The organism is Petrotoga sp. 9PW.55.5.1 (assembly GCF_003265365.1).
Classification (GTDB): domain Bacteria; phylum Thermotogota; class Thermotogae; order Petrotogales; family Petrotogaceae; genus Petrotoga.
Genome location: NZ_AUPM01000010.1, coordinates 62,230 through 83,251, shown reverse-complemented (window position 1 = coordinate 83,251; position 21,022 = coordinate 62,230). Strand labels below are relative to the sequence as shown.

Below are 21,022 nucleotides of genomic sequence, written 5' to 3'. Positions count from 1 at the left end.
CACCTCTATTTAATCCTCATTCATCTCGTTTATGATTTTCATAGCTTCTTCTCTTTCTTTCTCTTTTTCTAAATGTGCCGCACTTATTATCATATTTCCCCTTTTCATTTCATTTTCCAAACCTAATTCTAAAACCTTTGCCTCGATCTCTTGACCAACATCAAATCTTTCTTCCACACTTTTTGAATCAGCTGAAGCTTTGCTTGAAGGGAGATATGCTTCTATATTATACCCATTTATTTGAACAATGGCGCCTTTATCAACAAACCTTATAATCTTCCCTTTAACTACGTCTCCACATTTTATTTCTTTTACTGCTTTAATCCATGGATTCTCTTTTATTTTTCTTACTGAAAGTCGCATTTTTCTATTTTTCTTATCTATGCTGATTATTTTTACTTTAATTTTATCTTTTTCTTTTAATACATCAGAAATATTTTCCAAAAAATCCCAAGAAAATTCTGAAACATGTAAAAACCCAGTTACTCCTTCATCGATCTTAATAATAGCTCCATTATTCAATATTTTTTCAACAACTCCACTGACAATATTTCCTTCGTTATATTTTTCTTCTATATTTTCCCAAGGATCTCCTAAAACTTGTTTATAACTCAGGTTTATCTTTTTCTTCTCTTTGTCGATATCTATGATTTTAACTTGTACCTTATCTTCTAAATTTACAATATTCTTTATATTTCCTTTTCTTCCCCAAAATATTTCAGATTCGTGCACCAAACCTTCTAACCCATCAGTTAATTTTACAATAAAACCAAAGGGCATTATTTTTTTAACCGTTCCATAAACTATACTTCCTACAGGAAATTTCTCTTCAATGGTTTCCCAAGGGTTTTCTCTCAATTTTTTTAAAGATAAAGAAATTCTTTTATTATCTTTGTCCAAATTTATTATTACAGTTTTTACTTTTTGACCTTTTTTTAAGTAATCTTCTATGTGAACATTATCTTCCCAACCTACTTCACTCACAGGAATAAGACCTGTAACTTCTTCATTTAATCGAATAAAAGCTCCAAAAGGTTTGATATCTTCTACGATACCTTCAATTATCATACCTTCCTCATACTTCTCAAATGTTTCAGCTATTTTTTCCTCTACGTAATCTTTCCTGGAAACCACTATATTTCTTCGATTTTTGGAGATTACTTTAACCATCTGTTCATTTTTTGGAAGTTCATCTTTAGGCCTTAAAAGAGACAAAGATCCTGGTAAAAATGCACTAACAACATCTTCTATTAAAACATTATAACCTTTTTTTAACCTACTTCTAAAGACAGCTTTATAATTTTCTCCTTCTTTTATTTTTTCGATTACTTTTTTCCAATAAGCTTTCTTTTCAGAAGCAAAATTCAAACCTTCTTCGTCGTTTGTCTTTGTAATTTCAACGAAAACTATGTCACCAATATTATATTCATTAATTGGTTTTAAAAGCTCTTTTTGATCAACAAAAACATCTCCCGTAGCCTCTTTCAATGCTACCCACAAACCATCACTATTTATTTCAAAAACATTCCCTTCAAAGATTTTCCCTCTTTTAACCTCGTTTATTTCATGTTCATTTAAAAGTTTTTCAAAAGTTTGTTCCTCCATCATAAAAGTTCCTCCTTTTGAGTTAAGTAATCTATAATATTGTATAATTCTGATTCTGGAGTCGAAGAACCTGTAACAATCCCTATTTTATCAGATGGATGTATATCTACTTCTTTTAGTTTTTCAAAAGAACTAATGAAAAAAGTTTTGTCACAATTTTGTTTTGAAATATGATATAACTTTTTAGTATTCGAACTTCTCTCTCCTCCTATAACAAACATCACAGAGCATTGTCTTGATAATTCATTTGTTTCCCTTTCTCTTAAAATCGTTTCATAACAGATAGTTTTCTTTATTAATACTTCAAAAAATTCGTTTTTATTAATAATTTCTACAAAAAATTCTTTGAATTTTTTTTCTTCCATCGTTGTTTGAGAAACAATCAAAATCTTTTTTTGCTTTATTTTTTGAGGTTGTAAAGTAATTAATAATTTATTTTCATCCACATTTCCCTTTAATCCAATCATCTCAGGATGTTCAGGTTTTCCAAATGCAACTACAAAATACCCTTCTTTTTGTTTTTCTCTGGCATATTTTACTAAGTTATTAACTATTGGACAAGTCATGTCTATAACTTTCAAAAAACTCTTTTCTAACAATTCTTTTTCTTTTTGGGGAATACCGTGGGCCCTAATTATTATGGTTTCATTACTAGAATTTTTTGGTATTTCTTTGATTCCTCTTATCGTTATGGCTCCTTTTTCATTTAATTCATTGATCACTTCTTGGTTGTGTACCAAATCACCGTATATGTAAACCTTACCGTTATTTTTAAGGATTTTATTTACGACTTTGTATGCGTTTAAAACGCCACTACAAAATCCTTTTCTTTCAGCAACTTTAATCTCCATAAATCTTTTTCTCCTTAAGTAAATTTAAAATTTTATTGAGGACTTGATCTATGGAAAGAGAAGTTGTATCAATAATAAAAGCATCTTTTGCAGGTTTTAATGGGGCTAACGAGCGATTAGAGTCATTAGAATCTCGCCTTTTAATTTCTGCTAATATTTGTTGGTATGAGCTATTTTTATTCCTTTCTTTTTCTTCTTCCCATCTTCTTTTTGCTCTTTCTTCTATGGATGCTGTAAGAAAAATTTTTATATCACTATCTGGTAAAACAACGGTTCCAATATCTCTACCATCTACTACGATACTGGTGTCTTTAGAAATATTTTTAATTATTTTGTTCACTTTATTTCTTACCAAACTAATTTGAGAATACATTGAAGCCAAATCACCAATTCGTGAATCTTTTATAAGATCTGTAACATCTTCTCTGTTTAAAAAATATTGATTATTTCTTATATTGATGTTAATTTCTTCGAGCCTTCTTTCAACACTTTTTAAATCTTTAGGGTTTATTCCTTTCAGATCCAAGTAATAACCAATTATTCTATATAAGGCCCCACTGTTCAAATAATTTATCTGCAATATCTCTGCTAAATTTTGAGCTATCGTTGATTTTCCTGAGCCAGCAGGACCATCAATGGCTATTCTTATGATTTTATCTTCTTCACTCATTCTTTACCCCATTTATTAATTATTGTTTATTTTTTAATAGAAGTTTTAGTTCCTCTAATTGTTTTTCATCAACTGACGAAGGAGCCCCAGTCATTGGGTCTGTCCCAGACGCCGTTTTAGGGAAAGCGATTACCTCTTTTATTGATTCTTCTCCAACTAATATACTTACTAATCTATCCATCCCTATTGCTATTCCTCCATGGGGAGGAGCTCCGTATTTGAAAGCTTCTAGCAAAAAACCAAATTTATCATTAGCCTCTTCACTACTAAAACCCAAAATTTTAAAAATTTTCTCCTGAATTTCTTTTTTGTGAATTCTAATACTTCCACTAGCCATTTCAAAGCCATTTATTACCAAGTCGTATGATTCTGATCTTATTTTTAAAGGATCAATTTCACCATATTTTTCAAGATCCTCAATATTAGGCATAGTAAAAGGGTGGTGTTCTGCTACTACCTTTTGCTCTTCCTCATCCCATGAAAACATCGGAAAATCTGTCACCCACAAAATACTTACTCCTTCTTTTATTTCATGCTCTTCTTTTATCAATTTAACTCTTAGTTGGCCAAGTATTTTATTTATCTTATTTCTCTCACCTAAAAGAAGGAATAGTACATCTCCTTTTTTTATTATACCATGTTCTTTCAGTATATTAATCTCTTTTCCAGCAACTTTTTTGATATTTGATCTAATTTCTTCTCCATTAGCAATATAAATCAACCCATTACTACCAAGTTCTTTAGCAGTTTTTGTTAATTCATCAAACTTTTTCCTTGAAAAAACATTCGCCTTTTCAGGTACAATAAAACCTTTTAAAATATTACCAGATTCAATAGCCTCTTTTATGAAATTTACTTCGGTTTTTTGAAAATATTCCGTCAAGTCAATGAATTCCATTTCGTAGCGAAGATCCGGTTTGTCAGAACCATACTTCTCCATTACTTCTTCATAAGTATATTTTTTAAAGGGAATATCTAACTTTCCATAATCAATCGATTTTTCAAAAACGTCTTTAATCAAATTCTCAGTAATTTCAAATATATCTTCTTTTTCAACAAAAGAGGCTTCTAAATCTATCTGGGTGAATTCTGGTTGTCTATCTGCTCTAAAATCTTCGTCTCTAAAACAACGAGCTATTTGAAAGTATTTATCAAAACCTGATACCATAAGTAGCTGTTTAAATAATTGAGGAGATTGAGGTAAAGCGTAAAAATTACCAGGTTTTAGCCTAGAAGGTACTAGGAAATCTCTGGCACCTTCTGGCGTAGATTTTGTAAGATAAGGTGTTTCTATTTCTAAAAATCCTTGAGAGCTTAGATAATCTCTTGTAGCCTTCATTACATGATGTCTCACTATTAGATTTCTTTGCATTCTTTCTTTTCTTAAATCTAAATACCTATACTTTAATCTTAAATTATCGGATATATCTTCTTCCTTATTTACATAAATGGGAGGGGTTTCTGATTCGGAAATAATTTTTAAATCCCGTGCCAAAACCTCAATTTCACCCGTTGACATATTTGGATTTATATCTTTCTCTGGCCTTAATCTAACTTTACCCTCTATTGAAACGACATATTCATTTTTAATTTTGAGTGCTTTTTGATAAAGTTCTTTATTCTCATTTGAATCAAAAACCACTTGGGTTTTACCATATCTATCCCTAATTAGAACAAAAATGACCCCACCTAAATCTCTAACTCTATCTATCCAACCATTTAAAATAACAAATTTATCTACATCGTTCTTATTTATTTGGCCACATGTGTGTGTTCTTTTTTGAAACAAAAATAACACCTCCATCATTTTTTTCATTTAATTTTACCATTTTTTGTGATAAAATAAAATCGAAAGTAAGTAAAAAACGATTTTAGTTTAAAAAATTATAAAAGTTGGAGGTGTATTTTAGTGAAAAAGGTTGGTGTTTTTTTAGTTTTATTAGTTTTATCTTTGCCGGTTTTTTCCCAGTCTTTTAAAGATGTTCCTATAAATCATTGGGCATTTGAGGCTGTTGAACGACTTTCTAGCATAGGCATAATTGAAGGGTACCCCGATGGTACTTTTAAAGGACTGGAAAATATGAATAGGTATCAACTCACAGTAGCCCTTTCCAGAACGATTGATTATGTTGAACAAAGTATGTTAGGACCATTAGCACGGGATGTAGCTAATTTACAAAGAACAGTAAGCAATTTATCTGTTCCTCAAGCGGGAGTTTCAACAGAAGAGTTGAGAGAGGTTCAAAATAGGTTGAATACTTTGGCAACGAACCTTTCAAGTGTGCAAACTTCTGTTACAAGATTAGACAATTCTGTTAGAGAGTTACAGAATTCCTATGAATTACTTGGTTATACAACCACAAAAATAGACGAACTTGAAAGGAAGATCAATAGTATTACTGTTCCTGCAGTCTCTCAAAGCGATATTAACACTTTAAACTCAAGAGTAACTAATTTGGAAAGTAGTTTGAGAAGTTTGAGCACCAATTATCAAAATCTATCAGTGACAGTTTCAAACTTGCAAGGAAATATAGCCAATCTTGAATCTTCAAGCATCGATTTGCAAGATAATATTATTAGGGCAAACCAAGAAATAGAAAGATTAAGTGCAGCAACAGCTAATTTAAATTCAAAGCTCAATTCTAAGGTTGATTTAACCGATTTCGCCGCATTAGAAAATACAACAAGAGATTTAAGTACAGTAATAAATAACAATTCTCAAAGTATTTCTGATTTAACTACTGGATTAGAACAGATACAGACTAGTGTTGATAAACTATCCACGGAAGTTCAGAATGTAAAAACCGTAGCAGAAGAAGCAGGTCAAGGGGGCGGAATAAACTTCCTAGATATAATAATTTCAGTAGTAATTTCTGGAGCTATTTCTTTTGCAATAATGAATCTTTTATAATAAAAATATCAAAAAAATGCAGGGTAAAATCCCTGCATTTTTTATTTGATACTTCTTTTTAAAATGATTATTTCTACCTTATCTGATGCGTCTTCAGCTCGATCAGCAATATCTCCTATTTGCATAAAAAGTTCTTTCAATTGTAATTTATCAGCTAGATTAAGATTTTTCATAGTAAATAATGATTTCAAAATCTCTTTTTCGATAATATCTTCTTTATGTTCCATTTCTTCTACTTTTTGAATAAACCCTCCGCTTTCTTCTATGTTTTCAAAAACTGATTCGATCGATTTTTTTAAATATTTATAAGTTTTCCTTACCATTTGGATTTGCTTTAAAAAACTTTCTTTAAATTCATCCGGTATTTTAGGTTTTTGAAAAACTATTATTTCTGCTACTGACTGTATTTTATTCATTACTTTGTCAACAGATTCAACCAATTCTAGAAGTTCCCCGCGAAAATTAGGTAAAAAGGCACCACCATACATTTCGCTTTCAGTTTTCCTTCTAAGATCATCTGCTTCACTCTCAGTTTTTGATATTCTTTCCAAAATTTCTTCCGATTTTTTCATATCTGTTTCTAAGTATGATTCTACAAGATTGTTGAGCAAAGAAATACCTTCCTCAACTTTTTCAAGGTGTTTTGTGAATAATTTTATTACTTTTTCTTCTTTTTTCCCAAAAAAAAGTTTCATTTTACACCTCTTTTTCATTTCTTAAAACGTCTTCACATCTGGGACAAACATTTGGAAATTCTTCACTTTTTCCAGTATTTGGATCTACTTTCCAACATCTTTCGCATTTCTCACCTTCAGCTCTTACTACTTTAATTCTACCATATTTTCCTTCAAAACCATCTTCTACTTTTCCAATTTCGAACTGAGACACTATTAATAGGTCTGCTATGAAATCATCATCGTACAAGTTAATATAGTTCTTAATAGAATCTTCAGAAAATTCCACAATAACCTTTGCCTCTAGAGAATTTCCAAATAATTTTTCTTTTCTCTTTTCCTCAAGAGCTTTTAAAACTTCTTCTCTAAATTCAAGCATCTTTTCCCACTTTTCTTCCAAGCTCTTATCAATATATTTTTCTTCGTATTTAGGCCAATATTCCGCAAATATAGTTTTATATTTATTAGAATAATTTAAGTGTTCATAAACTTCCTCTGAGGTAAAAGACAAAATTGGAGAAATCATAATATTTAAGTTTAACAATGTTTCATATAGTACCGTTTGGGCAGATCTTCTCAAAAATGACTTTTTACCTTCCACATAGAGTCTATCTTTTATTATATCTAGATAAATTGAACTCATATCAATAGTACAAAAGTTATTTAGTAAATAATGAACTTTGTAAAATTCATAATTGTTATAAGCTTGTGTAACAGCCTTAATCAAACTATGTAACTTCATCATCGCCCATTTATCGATTTCAAGCATATCTTCATAACTTACCCGATCTTCATCTGGATTGAAATCATTTATATTCCCAAGCAAAAATCTGAAGGTATTTCTTAATTTTCTATAAGTTTCAACCTGCTGTTGGAGAATATTGTGTGAAATTCTTATATCCATTCTATAATCTGCGGAAGCAACCCACAATCTTAAGATATCGGCCCCATATTTGTCAATAACTTGTTGTGGGTTAACCACATTTCCTAAAGATTTCGACATCTTTTTGCCTTCTTCATCTTTTATAAACCCATGGGTTAAAACAGCATTATAAGGAGCTTTATTGTGTTTTGCGACGGACAAAAATATAGAACTCTGGAACCATCCTCTGTGTTGATCACTACCTTCCAAATACAAATCAACAGGAAATTTGTTCAACTTTTCTCTAGCATTTACAACAGCTTCAAAAGATGATCCTGAATCTATCCAAACATCCAATATATCTTCTTCTTTCGTTAGATTCGTTCCTCCACAATTAGGACACTTAAACTCTTCAGGAAGAAGATCCTTGGTCTCTTTTTCAAACCATGCGTTAGTTCCTTCTTTTCTTACAATATCAATAACATGGTCCACGATTTTTGAGTTTAAAAACACCTCTCCACAATCATCACATCTTACTGCGGGAATAGGTATACCCCATGCCCGTTGCCTAGAAATAACCCAGTCTGGTCTTTCTTTAACCATTGATGATATCCTATTTTCTCCCCATTTTGGAATCCAATTTACCTTTTTTATTTCTTCAAGAACTCTTTCTCTATAATTGTTTTTTTCTAAATCTATAAACCATTGATATGTGGCTCTAAAAATGACAGGATTTTTACATCTCCAGCAATGAGGATACGTATGAGTAATTTTTCCTGAAGAGATAAGATGACCACTTTCTTTCAAATCGTTTATAATTACTTCATTAGCTTGCCATATCTTTAGACCAGCATATTTACCTGCTTCATCGGTAAAGTAACCTCTACTATCAACAGGTGAAAGAACTGGAAGATCGTATTTTTTCCCAGTTATATAATCTTCTGCACCGTGACCAGGAGCCGTATGAACACAACCAGTTCCTTCTTCTAAAGTTACGTAGTCTGCGAGCACTAACTCACTTTCTCTTTCTATAAAAGGATGTTTTGCCTTCATTCCTTCTAAGTCTTGCCCTTTAAAGGTTTTTACAATTTTATAATTATCAATTTTAGCTTCATTCATGGTTTTTTCTACCAATTCTTTTGCCAATATCCAATATTCATTATTAACTTCGACTTTAACATATTCAAAGGACGGGTGAAAAGCTATAGCAACGTTAGCAGGTAACGTCCAAGGAGTAGTGGTCCAGATTATTACATAAGTACTGTCATGCCCAACCAAAGGAAATTTTACATATATCGAATCTGACTTGTGATCATGGTATTCAACTTCCGCTTCGGCCAAAGCGGTTTGGCATTCTGTACACCAATAAATAGGTTTTCTACCCCTATATATGTTATCAGAATCAACTAAAGATTTTAAAACTTCAAGAACTTTAGCTTCATAATTTGGATTTAGAGTTAAATACGGGTCATCCCAAAAACCTATAACTCCTAACCTTTTAAAACTTTCTCTTTGCTTGTCAACGAAATTTAAGGCATACTCTTCACAAAGTTTTCTTATCTCTATTTTGTTCATATTTTTTGTTTTATCCCTAAACTTAGTGGTTACACTATGTTCAATAGGAAGGCCATGAGTGTCCCAACCAGGAACATAGGGAGCATCGTACCCTTTTAATGTCTGATACTTCAAAACTATATCCTTCAAAATTTTATTTAAGGCAGTTCCCATATGTATATCCCCATTTGCATATGGAGGACCATCGTGTAAAATATATTTTGGAGCACCTATTCTGTTTTCACTAATATATTCAGCAATCTTTAAATCTTCCCATTTTTTTAAGATTTCAGGTTCTTTTTCTTTTAAGTTAGCTTTCATCTTAAAAGAGGTTTTAGGTAGATTTATAGTATCTTTGTAATCCAAAACTAGCACCTCCGAGGGTATATTATTGTATTTTTAAAAGATTTTCTATTGTGTCTTTGATCTCAGTTAAGTCCATAGACTTAACAACATAGGCATCTCCAGCCCAAGAAGCCATTTCACTTTTATAATGTGAATAAGCTGTTAAAAAGATTATCTTTTTATTAGGATATTTCTTCCTAATTTCACTAGCTAGTGCCAATCCATTCACATCAGGCATTTCTATATCTGTGCAAACAATATCAATGTCTGGTTCACTACTCAACTTTTCTAATGCACTTTTAGCATTGGCTACAGTTAGTACTTCAAAACCAGCTTCTTCAAGTTCTTCTTTCATTAACATTCTTATGTTTTCTTCATCATCAACTATAAGTATTTTGGCCAATTTAAACCCTCCCATGACAGATTATTATTCTTATTTGAAATAACTCAATTATTGGGAATTTCAAATCTGAAGGTAGTGCCTTCTTCATCAGATTTTACCAAATAAATCTTACCTTTATGTTCTTCTTCTATTATTTTTTTACAAATTGCCAAACCTAGACCAGTGCCTTTGTTTTTTGTAGTAAAGAATGGCAAAAATAGATTTTCTTGAATTTCTTTAGGTATTTGAGGGCCATCGTTTGTAATTTCAAAAAAGATATTGTTCTCTTCAGTAATTCCAACTTTGATAAATATTTTCCCGTTATTATTAACCGATTCGACGGCGTTTTTTATCAAATTCATCAAAACTTGTTTTATCTTATCCTTATCTAACCTGATTAAAATTTCATCTTTTAACCAATCAGTATTAACCATAACCCCCTTTTGCTGTATAAAATCTTCATATAATAACAGTGTCTCTCGAATGAGTTCAATAATGTTTACCTCTTCGATTTCTGATAATTTTGAACCCCTAGAATACTGCAAAATCTCATTGACGATCTTTTCCAAACGAGAAAGCTCTTCTTCAATAATCTTAGTATAATTATCAATATCTTTGCTTTCACTTATTTTCGATATTCTATTTAAAAATCCTCCGATTATTGTAATGGGATTTCTAACTTCATGGGCAATCTTCGCAGTCATTTCCCCCATTTCAGCGAGTCTCTCTCTTTTTTCCATCTCTTTTTGAAGGTTATATAACTCTGTTACATCGTCAAAAACAATTATTACTCCTTCAATTACTCCTAAATCTTCATTTCGCAATGGAGATAATTGAACATCAAAAACTTTTGCCTTTTCGGAATTTTCTACCTTGTAATTCTTTATTTTTAAGTGATGCCTGCTTTCATAAATATCTAAAATTTTATCTATAATTTCTTCTCCTACAATATCTTTTATTTCGTGAATAGAGGTGCCAAGCATGTTTTCTCTTGGCCTAGAAAAGAGTTTTTCTGCTTGTCTGTTCCACTCGATTATTTTACCGTTTCTATTTACAACTAATATAGCCACAGCCAAATTTTGTAATATATTATTTTTGAATCTTCTATAATAATCCATCAAATCTTTTTGCTCTTCTAAATGCTGAGTTTTTTGTTTCAATTCCTGGTAGTTTTCTATCATTTCCAAAGCTAGTCCCATATTATCTTTGAACAATCTTACTATCTCGATTTCTATATTTGTAATTGTCTTTTTATTAATCTTATTATCTATTATCACAACTCCCTTTGTTTCAGTCATCCCAGCAACAGGAAAAATAAGAAACTCCTCAGTTTTAACTATATCATAAATATCTTCTAAATCTTCCCATTTTATTTCTAACATTTGCGGAACAATATGAACTACTTGCTTCTTTTCAACCACTCTTTCTAAAATTGGATGGCCTTTGTATGCCAAAACCTTATTTTGTAAACTTTGAATAAGTTTATTATTCGTAGGAAGTTTACCAGCTTCTTCTTTAAGATATTGTACAATACTTCCATATTTTAAAGCTACCATATTTGCTTCCTTCCATATTTCATTAGCTTCTTCTTCAGTATCGGGCCCTACCCAAATTTTCGGAACTAAAAATCCTCTTATTTTATCTTTTTCTAAATACAACGCCCTATTAAATTTTAAACCCCTTCCTGAAGTCATGCCTAAAAGCATGATCTTAATAGCGAGATTTTTATCATAAACAGTCCTAACAGCCTGAGATATCTTATCTATAGCATTCATCATATCTAAATGCTCTTTTTGTGTTTCAATTAACTGCTCGTAATTTTTCTTTAGATCAGTTAATTTTGTAACCTCATCTTCTAACTTTTTGTACAATTTAATTCTATGGAGAGAAAACGCTAACCTTTTAGCTGTATCTGAAAATACATGAAAGTCAGTTTCATCAAAATTTTTGTAGGTTCTATTTTCATAACCTTCTTCTCTATTATATACGCTTAAAACACCATAAAGTTCTTCGTTTTGTTGTATAAGAGAATAAATGGAGGATTTCAAATCAATATTAAATGGATTATCATAATTTTCAAAATTTTCTCTTCCAACCACCATGAAACTATTCTTCCCCAGTATAGCCTTTCCTTCAAGAGTATTTTGTAAATCAATTTTAGCATTTTTTATTAAGTCATCATCAATTCCTCTATAATACTTTAATTCTAAATAATCACCATGATATTCCCAAAAAGCTATACATTCAGCATGTAATGATTCTTTTAGTATTTCTATTACGTTGTTAATAATAATATTTTCTTCTGTTATTTCCTCAATAATATCTGTCAACTGTTCCATTAAAATAACTTTGCTTTCCAGCTCTTTACTTTTTAATTTTTCTAATATTAGATCGATTAATATCAAATAACTATGAAACTCTTGATCGAAATATTCTTTTTCAATTTCACAATCTAAAAAACCCACTGCCCCCATTATAGAATTTGCGGAGGAAAAGGGATATAAATAAATTGTTTGGTTATTATTTAAATTAAAAGGCACTATCTCTTGAGAGAAAATTTTTGATTTTAATTTTTCATTCCCTCGTAAATATATTTTTACTCCATCCTTAGTTCCAATAGTAGTAGTAGAAGCAAGAGATTTTAGTACTTCTCTGCTTGATTGGTAAATAAAAACAATATTGTCTTTTCCAAATTTTTCTTTTAAATGCAAAGATAATTCTTGAAAAGTTGATCTTAAAATATTCTCATCATCTTCATTGTACACCATATTTAAAAATTTGTTAATCATACTTTTCACTCCACACTTTTCTATTTGTTTTAACCAATAAATAATTATAACACTTTATTATGCTAATAAATTAATTAAACAAAAATAAAAGTTAAATTTATGTTCTAAAGATAAAAACACCTTAATTATCCGTTATAGTGTAAAATAATAATATGCTATAATTTCATCGAAAGAAATTTAAAGATAAAATAAATATGGAGAAGGCATATGAATATAGAAAGAAAAAATTTTCACGTTTTAGGATTTTTGATAATATTATTATTAGTAATCGTTTTTTTAATATTCGTTCTTGCTAATTTCTTTAATATTCGCAAATCAAATTTATATGAAGAAGACATTGAATTCTTCGCAATAGAAGAAAAAAAAGTTGAAGTCAAAGATGTGGTCAATCATTTGGATCAAGAAGAAAGATATGGTGTATTATTGGCCGGATATGAAGGATTTTATGTTTTTGACAAATTAACTAGAGAGATAATCACAGCCATAAACTATGGTAAATATGTTAATGACGGGCAGTTATATGGAGATTATTTTTATGTAGTGGATAGAGAGGGTTTAAAGATTTTTGATTTTTCTGAACCCACTAAGCCTTCTTTGTTGAATAGCTACAATACTTTTGGTGATTCTTTATCTTTAGTAACAAATGGTGAAATGATTTTTGTCGGCGATGGAGAAAATGGCTTAGTTAGTTTTGAGTTAAGAGACAACATTTATATTAGATTAAAGGAACACATCCGACTCCCTGGAATTGTTGCTGGAGTTGATATATACAATAAATACTTGATAGCCTTCGGACCAGGATTAGGTTTAAAAATATTTATTATAGAGGAAGATCAAGCACTCAAGGAAATCAACCATTATGAAAAATTGTTATCTCCTAAGATGATGACTTTTAATAATAATTACTTGATAATAAATGATGATTTATACGGGATTTTGGTATTTGACATGGAAGAGGTAATAAAGCCTTTCAATAAAAATCTTAATCCCTCGAATATATTGGATATAAGGTCTTTTTCTATTTATCTTGAAGATACCTATCTATTATTTTCTACAGAAAATGGAGTATCAAAAATTAATTTAAATTCATTAGAAATAGAAAATATACTAAATAAGAATCTATCTCTTTCAAATATAACCATTGATGAAGAATTATTATACATTTCAAACAATCAAAATGGCTTATATATTTATGATTTAAAAGATAAGAAGCAGGTTCAACACATAAATTTGGTAAATAATATAAACAATTTTGTTATTTTGGAAGAAGGAGTATTGATTGATGAAGGTGGAAAGATAATCTTTATAGATAATAACAAAGACAAAATATGGGAAAAAGAATATATTGGTCAACTCGTCAAAGGAAAAGAAGGATTTTATGAAATACAGGATAAAAGAGTAATTTTTCACACTGTGAATGAGGCAACAAAAAAAGTTTTTCCTGCTATGATTGAAAATATAAAAGAGACAAGCGAGAGTGTTTTTGTAATAGGTATAGATGGTATTTATTCATTTGAAAAAGGAACAAAAATACTTGAAGGAGGTTTTACAGATATAACGAGTTTAAAAAATTATGTATATGTTACCCAACCCGACAAAATAATACAGGTTAATCTATTAACAAAAGAGATGAACTATAAGTTTTATTCAAAGGATCATATTAATAATATATACTATATTGATAATGATTTTTTTCTTTTAACTGATAAAGGGATTTTAAGACTAGATTATAATTTTGATCCATTTGATTATTATGGATACCAATACGTTCCTGATAACATCATAATAACTGAAGAATACATATTTTATTCCTACGGTTCAAAATTAAATATAATAAAAAGTAAAAACTTCAATGTATATAAAACGATCGATTTAGAATTACCTATATTAGGTTTAGAATATAAAAATAATAATCTTTATATATCTTTTCCTTCAAAAGGGATCGTTAAATATAATATCTTGGAAAATCTTCAATTAGAACAACTGGAAAACACTCTTCCTCTTTTCAATGCTAAAAAACTAGTGTTATGAATTTACTCTATTTTTATTATCGAAGCAATTTTGGAAGGAATTGTTAAAATTTTTTCTCCTTTTTCAAATTTGTCATTTCTCAGATCAATTTTTTTTGTAGAAAATAAAACTTCTAATCTTCCATTTTCTTTATCTAAGATCCATAAAGGTAATTTAATTTCAATATCTTCATCTTCCCTATTGATCAAGATAATTAAACTTTCATCTTCATCCCATAATCCATAAGAAATATATCCATCTTTCCAATCGAGAAAATCAAATGAACCTTTTCTCATAACAGGATGTTTTTTATATAATTTAATTAATTCTTTTGTGAAATTAAATATCTCTTTGTTTTCTTGAGATTCTTTCCCCCATGGGAAGGGCCTACGATTATCAGGGTCCGTCCATCCTTCTAATCCTATTTCATCTCCATAGAACAAACCTGGAGATCCTGGTAAAGTAAACATCATAACCATCCCCATTTTAAAGACATCTATATCCTTTCCTTTTGAAGCCTCATCATGTGATTTTTGACCAAGCCTACCAATTTGTTGAGTAGTTCTCGTCATCCATCGTGAATGGTCGTGATTACTTAATTGATTGAGAGCAATAAATTTACTATTCATAGGTAGTTGAGATAATGCCCATCTTACTGAATTTACAAAATAATTTGAATTCTTAAGATAATCTGGTTTGTAATCTTCGTTATGTTTCTCAGTCCCCGTTAAGAAATAACTGACAGGGTCCATACAGGTAATATAGTTCATTATGGAATCCCAACATATTTTTTCTAACCAAGCTAAAGGAGATTTGTATATTTCTGCAAATATGACAGATTCTGGGTTAGCCTTTTTTACAATTTTGTAAAAAAATCTCCAGAATGATGAATTCATTTCAAAAGATTTTCCCAGATCATCTGCTACATCAAGTCTCCATCCATCAATATTAAAAGGTTCACTGACCCATTTTTTCCCAATATCGCTTATATATTTCCATAAAGTAATATTTCCATAGTTTAATTTGGGAAGAGTAGAAAAGCCCCACCAGCCTTCATACTTTTTCTCTGAACCCCAATAAAAATATCTTTTATATGGAGAGTTTATATTATGAGCTACACCTTCATTATCATACAAATTCATTTCATCAATCCATTTATGAAAAGAACCGCAATGATTAAAAACCCCATCAAGCACGACTCTCATATTTTTTTTGTGAGCTTCCTCAATTAATTTTTTTAGCAGTTGGTCACTTTTCTCAAGATTTATCTTTGATGTTGTTCTTACCTTGTATTTATCATTTAAATCTTCGGAATCTTCTTCTATGACTCCATAATGAGGATCCACGTGTTCATAATCCTGAGTATCATATTTATGTGGGCTTGGTGATACAAATATCGGATTGAAGTAAATCGTTTCCACACCTAAATCTTTCAAATAATCTATTTTTTCCAAAACACCATTTAAATCTCCTCCATAGAATTCTCTGTGCCCATTTTTTGGATCTGGTAATTCATCCCATTCTTTTTTTACAACTTCTTCTCCATCGTATTGATATTCATGATTCACCGGATCATTTGATTTGTCTGCATTGTTGAACCTGTCAACAAATATTTGATAATAAATAGAACCGTGGGACCACTTAGGAGTTTTAAAAGAGGCAATAAGCCTAAAATCGTTTACAGGTCTGTTTTCAACAATACCCATACTATCGTACAAAATGTCTTTGTTTTTTTCAAGTAATTTAATTTCAAAATGGTATTTAACCAACCTATCAGGCATTTCGAAAGTGCTTTGGTAGTAGTAAAAGTACTCTGTCTCTTTGAAGAAAACCATTTTTTTATGTTGATAACTTTTTGAATTCTTTGCAGGAGCGAATTTAACGTTTCCCAAACTTTTGCCTATATATTTTGGAATCCTTAGTCTTACAGTTACTAAATCCCCAACGCTTGGCTCTTCAGGGAAAAGAAAGTTTTTAGTTTGATCTGAATATATGCCTTTCATAATTGCCTCCATTTATTATTTCATTATACAAATTATAAACTGTTACTTTCTTTTTCCAATAGTTTCAGTTCATCAATGTATTGACTTTCCAACTTTTGTAGGTTTAAAAGTTCTTTTTCCAATTCATTTTTTTCTTTCATTAATTTAGATACCTTTATATAATCGTCGCCAAAATCAAAAAGTTTAGCTTCAATAATATCTAATTTTTCAAATAAAGACTCAGATCTCATTCTGATAGTACTAATTTTTTCATTTACTGTTTTGATCCGGTTTTTAATCTTTTTGCTTTTTTCATAATCAACATTTTCACTTTTACCTTTTTTTATTTTAAAAGAAGAATTTTTTATAGTATTTAAAACAGTTTTTAAATCATCCAAAATAATTGACCTACCTCGATCAATTAACAAAAATTTATCGGCAATATTTTCTATAAAAGATTCATCGTGGGATACAAAAATCATAGCTCCCTTATAATCTTTTAAAGCGTCTTCTATCGTTTGTATCGTAAGAATATCCAGATGATTCGTTGGTTCGTCCAATATTAAAACGTTCGGTTTTTCAAGCAATATTTTTGCGAGAGCTAATCTTGTTAGTTCTCCACCTGAAAGATCGGTTATTTTTTTAAAAACTTCAGATCCATAAAATCCAAACCTTCCTAAATACTTCCTAACTTCAAAATCTTTCCAATCTTTAACAAGTTTCCAAGTTTCACTTAAAACATCGGACTCTTGAGAGAGATTTGATATAACCTGATCTAAATATCCTACTTTAATATTATGCCCCCATTCAATCTTCCCTTTGTAATTTTCTAGTTCTTTAGTTAATAATCTTAATAATGTACTTTTGCCACACCCATTCTTTCCTAAAATGGCTATTTTTTCCTCTTCAAATAATTCAAAAGAGATATTTTTCAGAAGAGGTTCTCCGTTATAAGAAAAGGAAAGAGAGTTAACCTTTATAACTTTAAAACCCGTTTTTATAGGATCAGGAATTTTTATTTTATTAGGGGTCTCATCTTCTATACTTTTTATTCCTTCTAGTTCTTCTTTTAGTTGCTTAATTTTTCTTTCTCTAATGATTGCCTGTCTCATCATCTTTTCAGTTGCCCACTTTCTATAACGTTCCACCATTATTTCCAATCTATCTATTTCTTTTTCTAAATTTTCTTTTCTAGCAGTTATAGAATTTATATAAATTTTCCTAGTTTGCATATACTCCTCGTAACTACCTTTAAAATCCCAAATCTTAGAATTGTTAATCTCCCAATATTTATCGCATAATTCGCTTAAAAATTTTCTATCATGAGAAACTATAACCATTGCTCCTTTATATCCTTTTAAATAGTTGATGAGCCATTCTATAGAAAAAAGATCTAGATGGTTAGTAGGTTCATCAAGAAGTAATAAATCACTTTTTTCTGAAAGAGTTTTGCCAAGAGATAATCGGGTCAATTCTCCACCACTTAAAGTTGAGATCTTCCTATCCCATTGATTTTCTTCAAAGCCTAGCCCAACTAAGACACTTCTCACCGTTTTATCAACAAGATAATCAGAAAAACTTTTCTTCACACTTTCTTTTAGGAAATCATATATAGAAGGAACTTTATCATTTAAATTTATTCTGTATTGTTTTAGTAAAGATATTTCCAAATTATTTTTTCTTATCACTTTACCTTCAATAGGTTCTATAGAGCCGTATATTATATTAAGAAGCGTGGTTTTTCCAGAACCATTTTTCCCTATAAGTGCAATCTTGTCTTGTTCATTAATAGATAATTCCACATCGTAAAATAAATCAAATTCGCCAAAATTATGTGAAACGTTCTCAAGTCTTAACAACAAAAAGAATCACCCTTGCAATAAAAGAATTAATTATTTTTCAGGTTGAGTTAGTATATATGAATAAATATCCTCCAAAGTAGGTCGCAATTTCCTTACTGAAACATCGATCCCATTCAAAGTAAAAGTACTATTTTTTGAATCAATTATAACTTTTTCTTTTGATACTGGTTTAATGGCGATGACATCTTTATTGGTTTTAAGAGAATTCATAACTTTATCGTGTTGTTCTTCATTAAACGTTAACTCGTAAATATTAATTATCGAATCAAACCTTTTATAAACATTTTCTATGTTATCTTTGATGACCAATTTGCCATCTACAATCAAACCTACACTGTTAGCTAATTGCTCCACTTCCCATAAATAATGAGAAGTAATGACAATAGTTGTTCCATTAGTAATATTTTCATTCAATATGTACCTTCTTATAAACCTTGAAGATTCTACATCTATGGCATTTGTAGGTTCATCTAATAAAAGTATCTTTGGTGATTTAAGAAGTGCTCTAGCAATGTTTAACTTTTGCTTGTTCCCAGAAGAAAGATTTTTTGTAAGCTTATTCTTGTATTTATCTAAACCAAAATCTTTTATAAATGTTTTTATTTTAGTCTCAGCATTTTCAACCTTTGCTGCAATAGCAAAAAGCTTTAAATTTTCAACAGGAGTCAAATCATTTTCTAAAACCGAATAGTCAGAAACTAAAGAAATCATATTCCTTACATGTTGTTTGTTTCTAGAAAGTTCCACTCCAAACACTTCTACCTTCCCTGATGTTGGGGATAAAAGAGTAGAAATAGTTTTCATAATAGTAGATTTTCCAGCTCCATTAGGACCAATTAATCCAAAAATTTCTCCAGTATTTATTTTCAAATCAACATTATCAACAGCGACAGTCTTACCAAATTTCTTTGTTAAACCTTCAATTGATATAGCTTCTGTTACTTTTTCATATGTTTTCATATTTTTGTTGTTTTCTAATTCTCCTTTCATAGTCTTTTTCTGCAATCTTCTCTCTTTTATCATATTTTTTTAAACCCTTTGCAAGAGCTATTTCTACCTTAACCAACCCTTTTTCGTTAACATAGAACTCCAACGGTATTATAGTAAATCCCTCTTGTTGAACCTTTGATTGAAGTCTTCTTATTTCTTTTTTTCTTAGTAATAATCTTCTTGGCCTTTCAGGATCATGATTAAATATTGATGCTCCGGAATAAGGACTTATATGAATATTGTACAAGATTATTTCACCTTTTTCTATCTTACAAAAACTATCTTTGAAATTAATCTTACTATCTTTTGCAGATTTTACTTCAGTTCCTTTTAAAGAAATTCCAGCCTCTATAGTTTCAATAATTTCATAATCATGTTTAGCTTTTTTGTTTTTAGCTAAAATTTTTATATCAGTTCACCTCTTCTTGGATATTGTTGCTTTCAATGTTGTTTGATAAATCTAATGAAATTTCTTCTTTTTCTTTCTTTTTCTTATTTAATGCACCTATAATAATTTCCGCTCGGCGCTTTCCGATTCCCGAAACGTTTGTTAATTCCTCAAAAGTTGCTTTCATCAACTCCGATAGATTCTTAAAGCTTTCTACAACATTCCTAACTGCACTTGCAGGTAATTTAGTTGAATAAAGTATTCTGTAACCACGCGAAGTTAAGAATGTTTCTTCTAAATCATCTTCAGAAGATACATTTTCATAACCCAATGTTTTTGCTATTTTAAAAGGATCAACCAAATCATCAACATCTAAATTTTCAAATATATCAATTGCTTCGTCAGGTTTTTGGCATTCAAGATCCTTTGAGGCATAATCCATAATCACTGCCCCTAAAAGGCGAGGAATGGTGCGTAGAATTTCTTCATATTCAAGCTTAGCGCTTCCAGCTATTTCACCTAATTCTAAAAGATATTTCTCAGCTTTTTGTGTAATTTTTAAAGTTAGTTGCCCCTTAGAAATAATCTCTACAATATCTAATAGGGTAACCTCCTCTTTCATTTCTTCTATATTAAGATTATCCAAAAGATTCATAAAGCTTTGACGATATCTTTGAGCAATAGTAATCTCATGATTAAGCCTAGCAAATAGAACATTCTCAGGTAATAATTCATATTTCATTTTATTATAATAAACTGAAACAATATTACGCCTCTTAGAAACTGCAACTGTTAAATCTCCTGTTTGTATAGAAACCTTTTCCGCAGTTTTATGTCTCATCCCAGTTTCGGAACTTGAGATGTTTTTATCAGGGTTTAATTGAGCATTCGCGGCTAAAATTTTTGTTCCACTCTCGTTTAGAACAATTGCACCATCCATTTTTGATAATTCATATATTTTCTCAGGCAAAAAATCAGATTCAAGTTTGAATCCGGGTTGTATAAGTCCATCTTTAAGATACTCTTCCGGACGAGAACAAAAGAATAACAAAGACCCTAAATTTGCCTCCATTATCCTATCTATCCCTTTCCTTATTGGTTTTCCCGGAGCCATCAGTTTAAAAATCTTTCCCAATTTTTCGTCCAT

Annotated in this window: 15 protein-coding genes; 2 read left to right on the top strand and 13 right to left on the bottom strand. The window is 30.1% G+C overall.

Going from position 1 to position 21,022, the window contains the following annotated elements:
• Positions 1-9: 9 nt before the first annotated feature.
• From PW5551_RS01695 to aspS, 4 genes are read right to left on the bottom strand one after another with little or no spacing between them, the layout of a single operon-like run.
• Positions 10-1,608: a S1 RNA-binding domain-containing protein gene (locus tag PW5551_RS01695; protein WP_113073920.1), complete on the bottom strand. Its 1,599-nt coding sequence runs from the start codon at positions 1,606-1,608 to the stop codon at positions 10-12.
• Positions 1,605-2,456, bottom strand: coding sequence for a 4-hydroxy-3-methylbut-2-enyl diphosphate reductase (gene ispH / locus PW5551_RS01690; RefSeq protein WP_113073918.1), 852 nt, complete (start codon positions 2,454-2,456; stop codon positions 1,605-1,607). Before ispH ends, PW5551_RS01695 begins: the two co-directional genes overlap by 4 nt.
• Positions 2,446-3,126, bottom strand: coding sequence for a (d)CMP kinase (cmk, locus tag PW5551_RS01685; protein WP_113073916.1), 681 nt, complete (start codon positions 3,124-3,126; stop codon positions 2,446-2,448). Before cmk ends, ispH begins: the two co-directional genes overlap by 11 nt.
• 19 nt (positions 3,127-3,145) lie before the next feature.
• Positions 3,146-4,915 (bottom strand): aspartate--tRNA ligase, encoded by a 1,770-nt coding sequence (gene aspS, locus PW5551_RS01680; protein WP_113073914.1) that lies wholly within the window; start codon positions 4,913-4,915, stop codon positions 3,146-3,148.
• A gap of 120 nt (positions 4,916-5,035) precedes the next feature.
• Between aspS and PW5551_RS01675 the strand changes: the two genes are divergently transcribed.
• Positions 5,036-6,037, top strand: coding sequence for an S-layer homology domain-containing protein (locus PW5551_RS01675; RefSeq protein ID WP_158526110.1), 1,002 nt, complete (start codon positions 5,036-5,038; stop codon positions 6,035-6,037).
• Between the two features lie 41 nt (positions 6,038-6,078).
• On the opposite strand, the gene PW5551_RS01670 is transcribed toward PW5551_RS01675, so the two are convergent.
• From PW5551_RS01670 to PW5551_RS01655, 4 genes are read right to left on the bottom strand one after another with little or no spacing between them, the layout of a single operon-like run.
• Positions 6,079-6,732 carry a TIGR00153 family protein gene (locus tag PW5551_RS01670; RefSeq protein ID WP_113073911.1) on the bottom strand — a complete coding sequence of 218 codons (654 nt, stop codon included), beginning with the start codon at positions 6,730-6,732 and terminating at the stop codon, positions 6,079-6,081.
• 1 nt (position 6,733) lies between these two features.
• Positions 6,734-9,493 carry an isoleucine--tRNA ligase gene (gene ileS / locus PW5551_RS01665; protein WP_113073909.1) on the bottom strand — a complete coding sequence of 920 codons (2,760 nt, stop codon included), beginning with the start codon at positions 9,491-9,493 and terminating at the stop codon, positions 6,734-6,736.
• 22 nt (positions 9,494-9,515) lie between these two features.
• Positions 9,516-9,875, bottom strand: a complete 360-nt coding sequence (locus PW5551_RS01660) for a response regulator (protein WP_113073907.1) — start codon at positions 9,873-9,875, stop codon at positions 9,516-9,518.
• Positions 9,876-9,919: 44 nt separating this feature from the next.
• On the bottom strand, positions 9,920-12,643 hold the full coding sequence (locus PW5551_RS01655) for an ATP-binding protein (protein ID WP_113073905.1): 2,724 nt from the start codon (positions 12,641-12,643) through the stop codon (positions 9,920-9,922).
• A 207-nt stretch (positions 12,644-12,850) separates the two neighbouring features.
• On the opposite strand from PW5551_RS01655, the gene PW5551_RS01650 reads away from it, so the two are divergent.
• Complete coding sequence (locus tag PW5551_RS01650) at positions 12,851-14,674, top strand: hypothetical protein (protein WP_113073903.1); 1,824 nt, start codon at positions 12,851-12,853, stop codon at positions 14,672-14,674.
• 2 nt (positions 14,675-14,676) lie between these two features.
• On the opposite strand, the gene PW5551_RS01645 is transcribed toward PW5551_RS01650, so the two are convergent.
• The 5 genes from PW5551_RS01645 to disA are packed head-to-tail and all read right to left on the bottom strand — an operon-like array spanning position 14,677 to position 21,022.
• Positions 14,677-16,656, bottom strand: coding sequence for a glycoside hydrolase family 13 protein (locus tag PW5551_RS01645; protein ID WP_113073901.1), 1,980 nt, complete (start codon positions 16,654-16,656; stop codon positions 14,677-14,679).
• A 32-nt stretch (positions 16,657-16,688) separates the two neighbouring features.
• Positions 16,689-18,497, bottom strand: coding sequence for a ribosomal protection-like ABC-F family protein (abc-f, locus tag PW5551_RS01640; RefSeq protein ID WP_113073899.1), 1,809 nt, complete (start codon positions 18,495-18,497; stop codon positions 16,689-16,691).
• A 30-nt stretch (positions 18,498-18,527) separates the two neighbouring features.
• Positions 18,528-19,487 carry an ABC transporter ATP-binding protein gene (locus PW5551_RS01635; RefSeq protein ID WP_233488394.1) on the bottom strand — a complete coding sequence of 320 codons (960 nt, stop codon included), beginning with the start codon at positions 19,485-19,487 and terminating at the stop codon, positions 18,528-18,530.
• Positions 19,444-19,896, bottom strand: coding sequence for an SsrA-binding protein SmpB (gene smpB / locus PW5551_RS01630; protein WP_113073897.1), 453 nt, complete (start codon positions 19,894-19,896; stop codon positions 19,444-19,446). Before smpB ends, PW5551_RS01635 begins: the two co-directional genes overlap by 44 nt.
• Before the next feature lies 1 nt (position 19,897).
• Complete coding sequence (disA, locus tag PW5551_RS01625; protein WP_113073895.1) at positions 19,898-21,022, bottom strand: DNA integrity scanning diadenylate cyclase DisA; 1,125 nt, start codon at positions 21,020-21,022, stop codon at positions 19,898-19,900.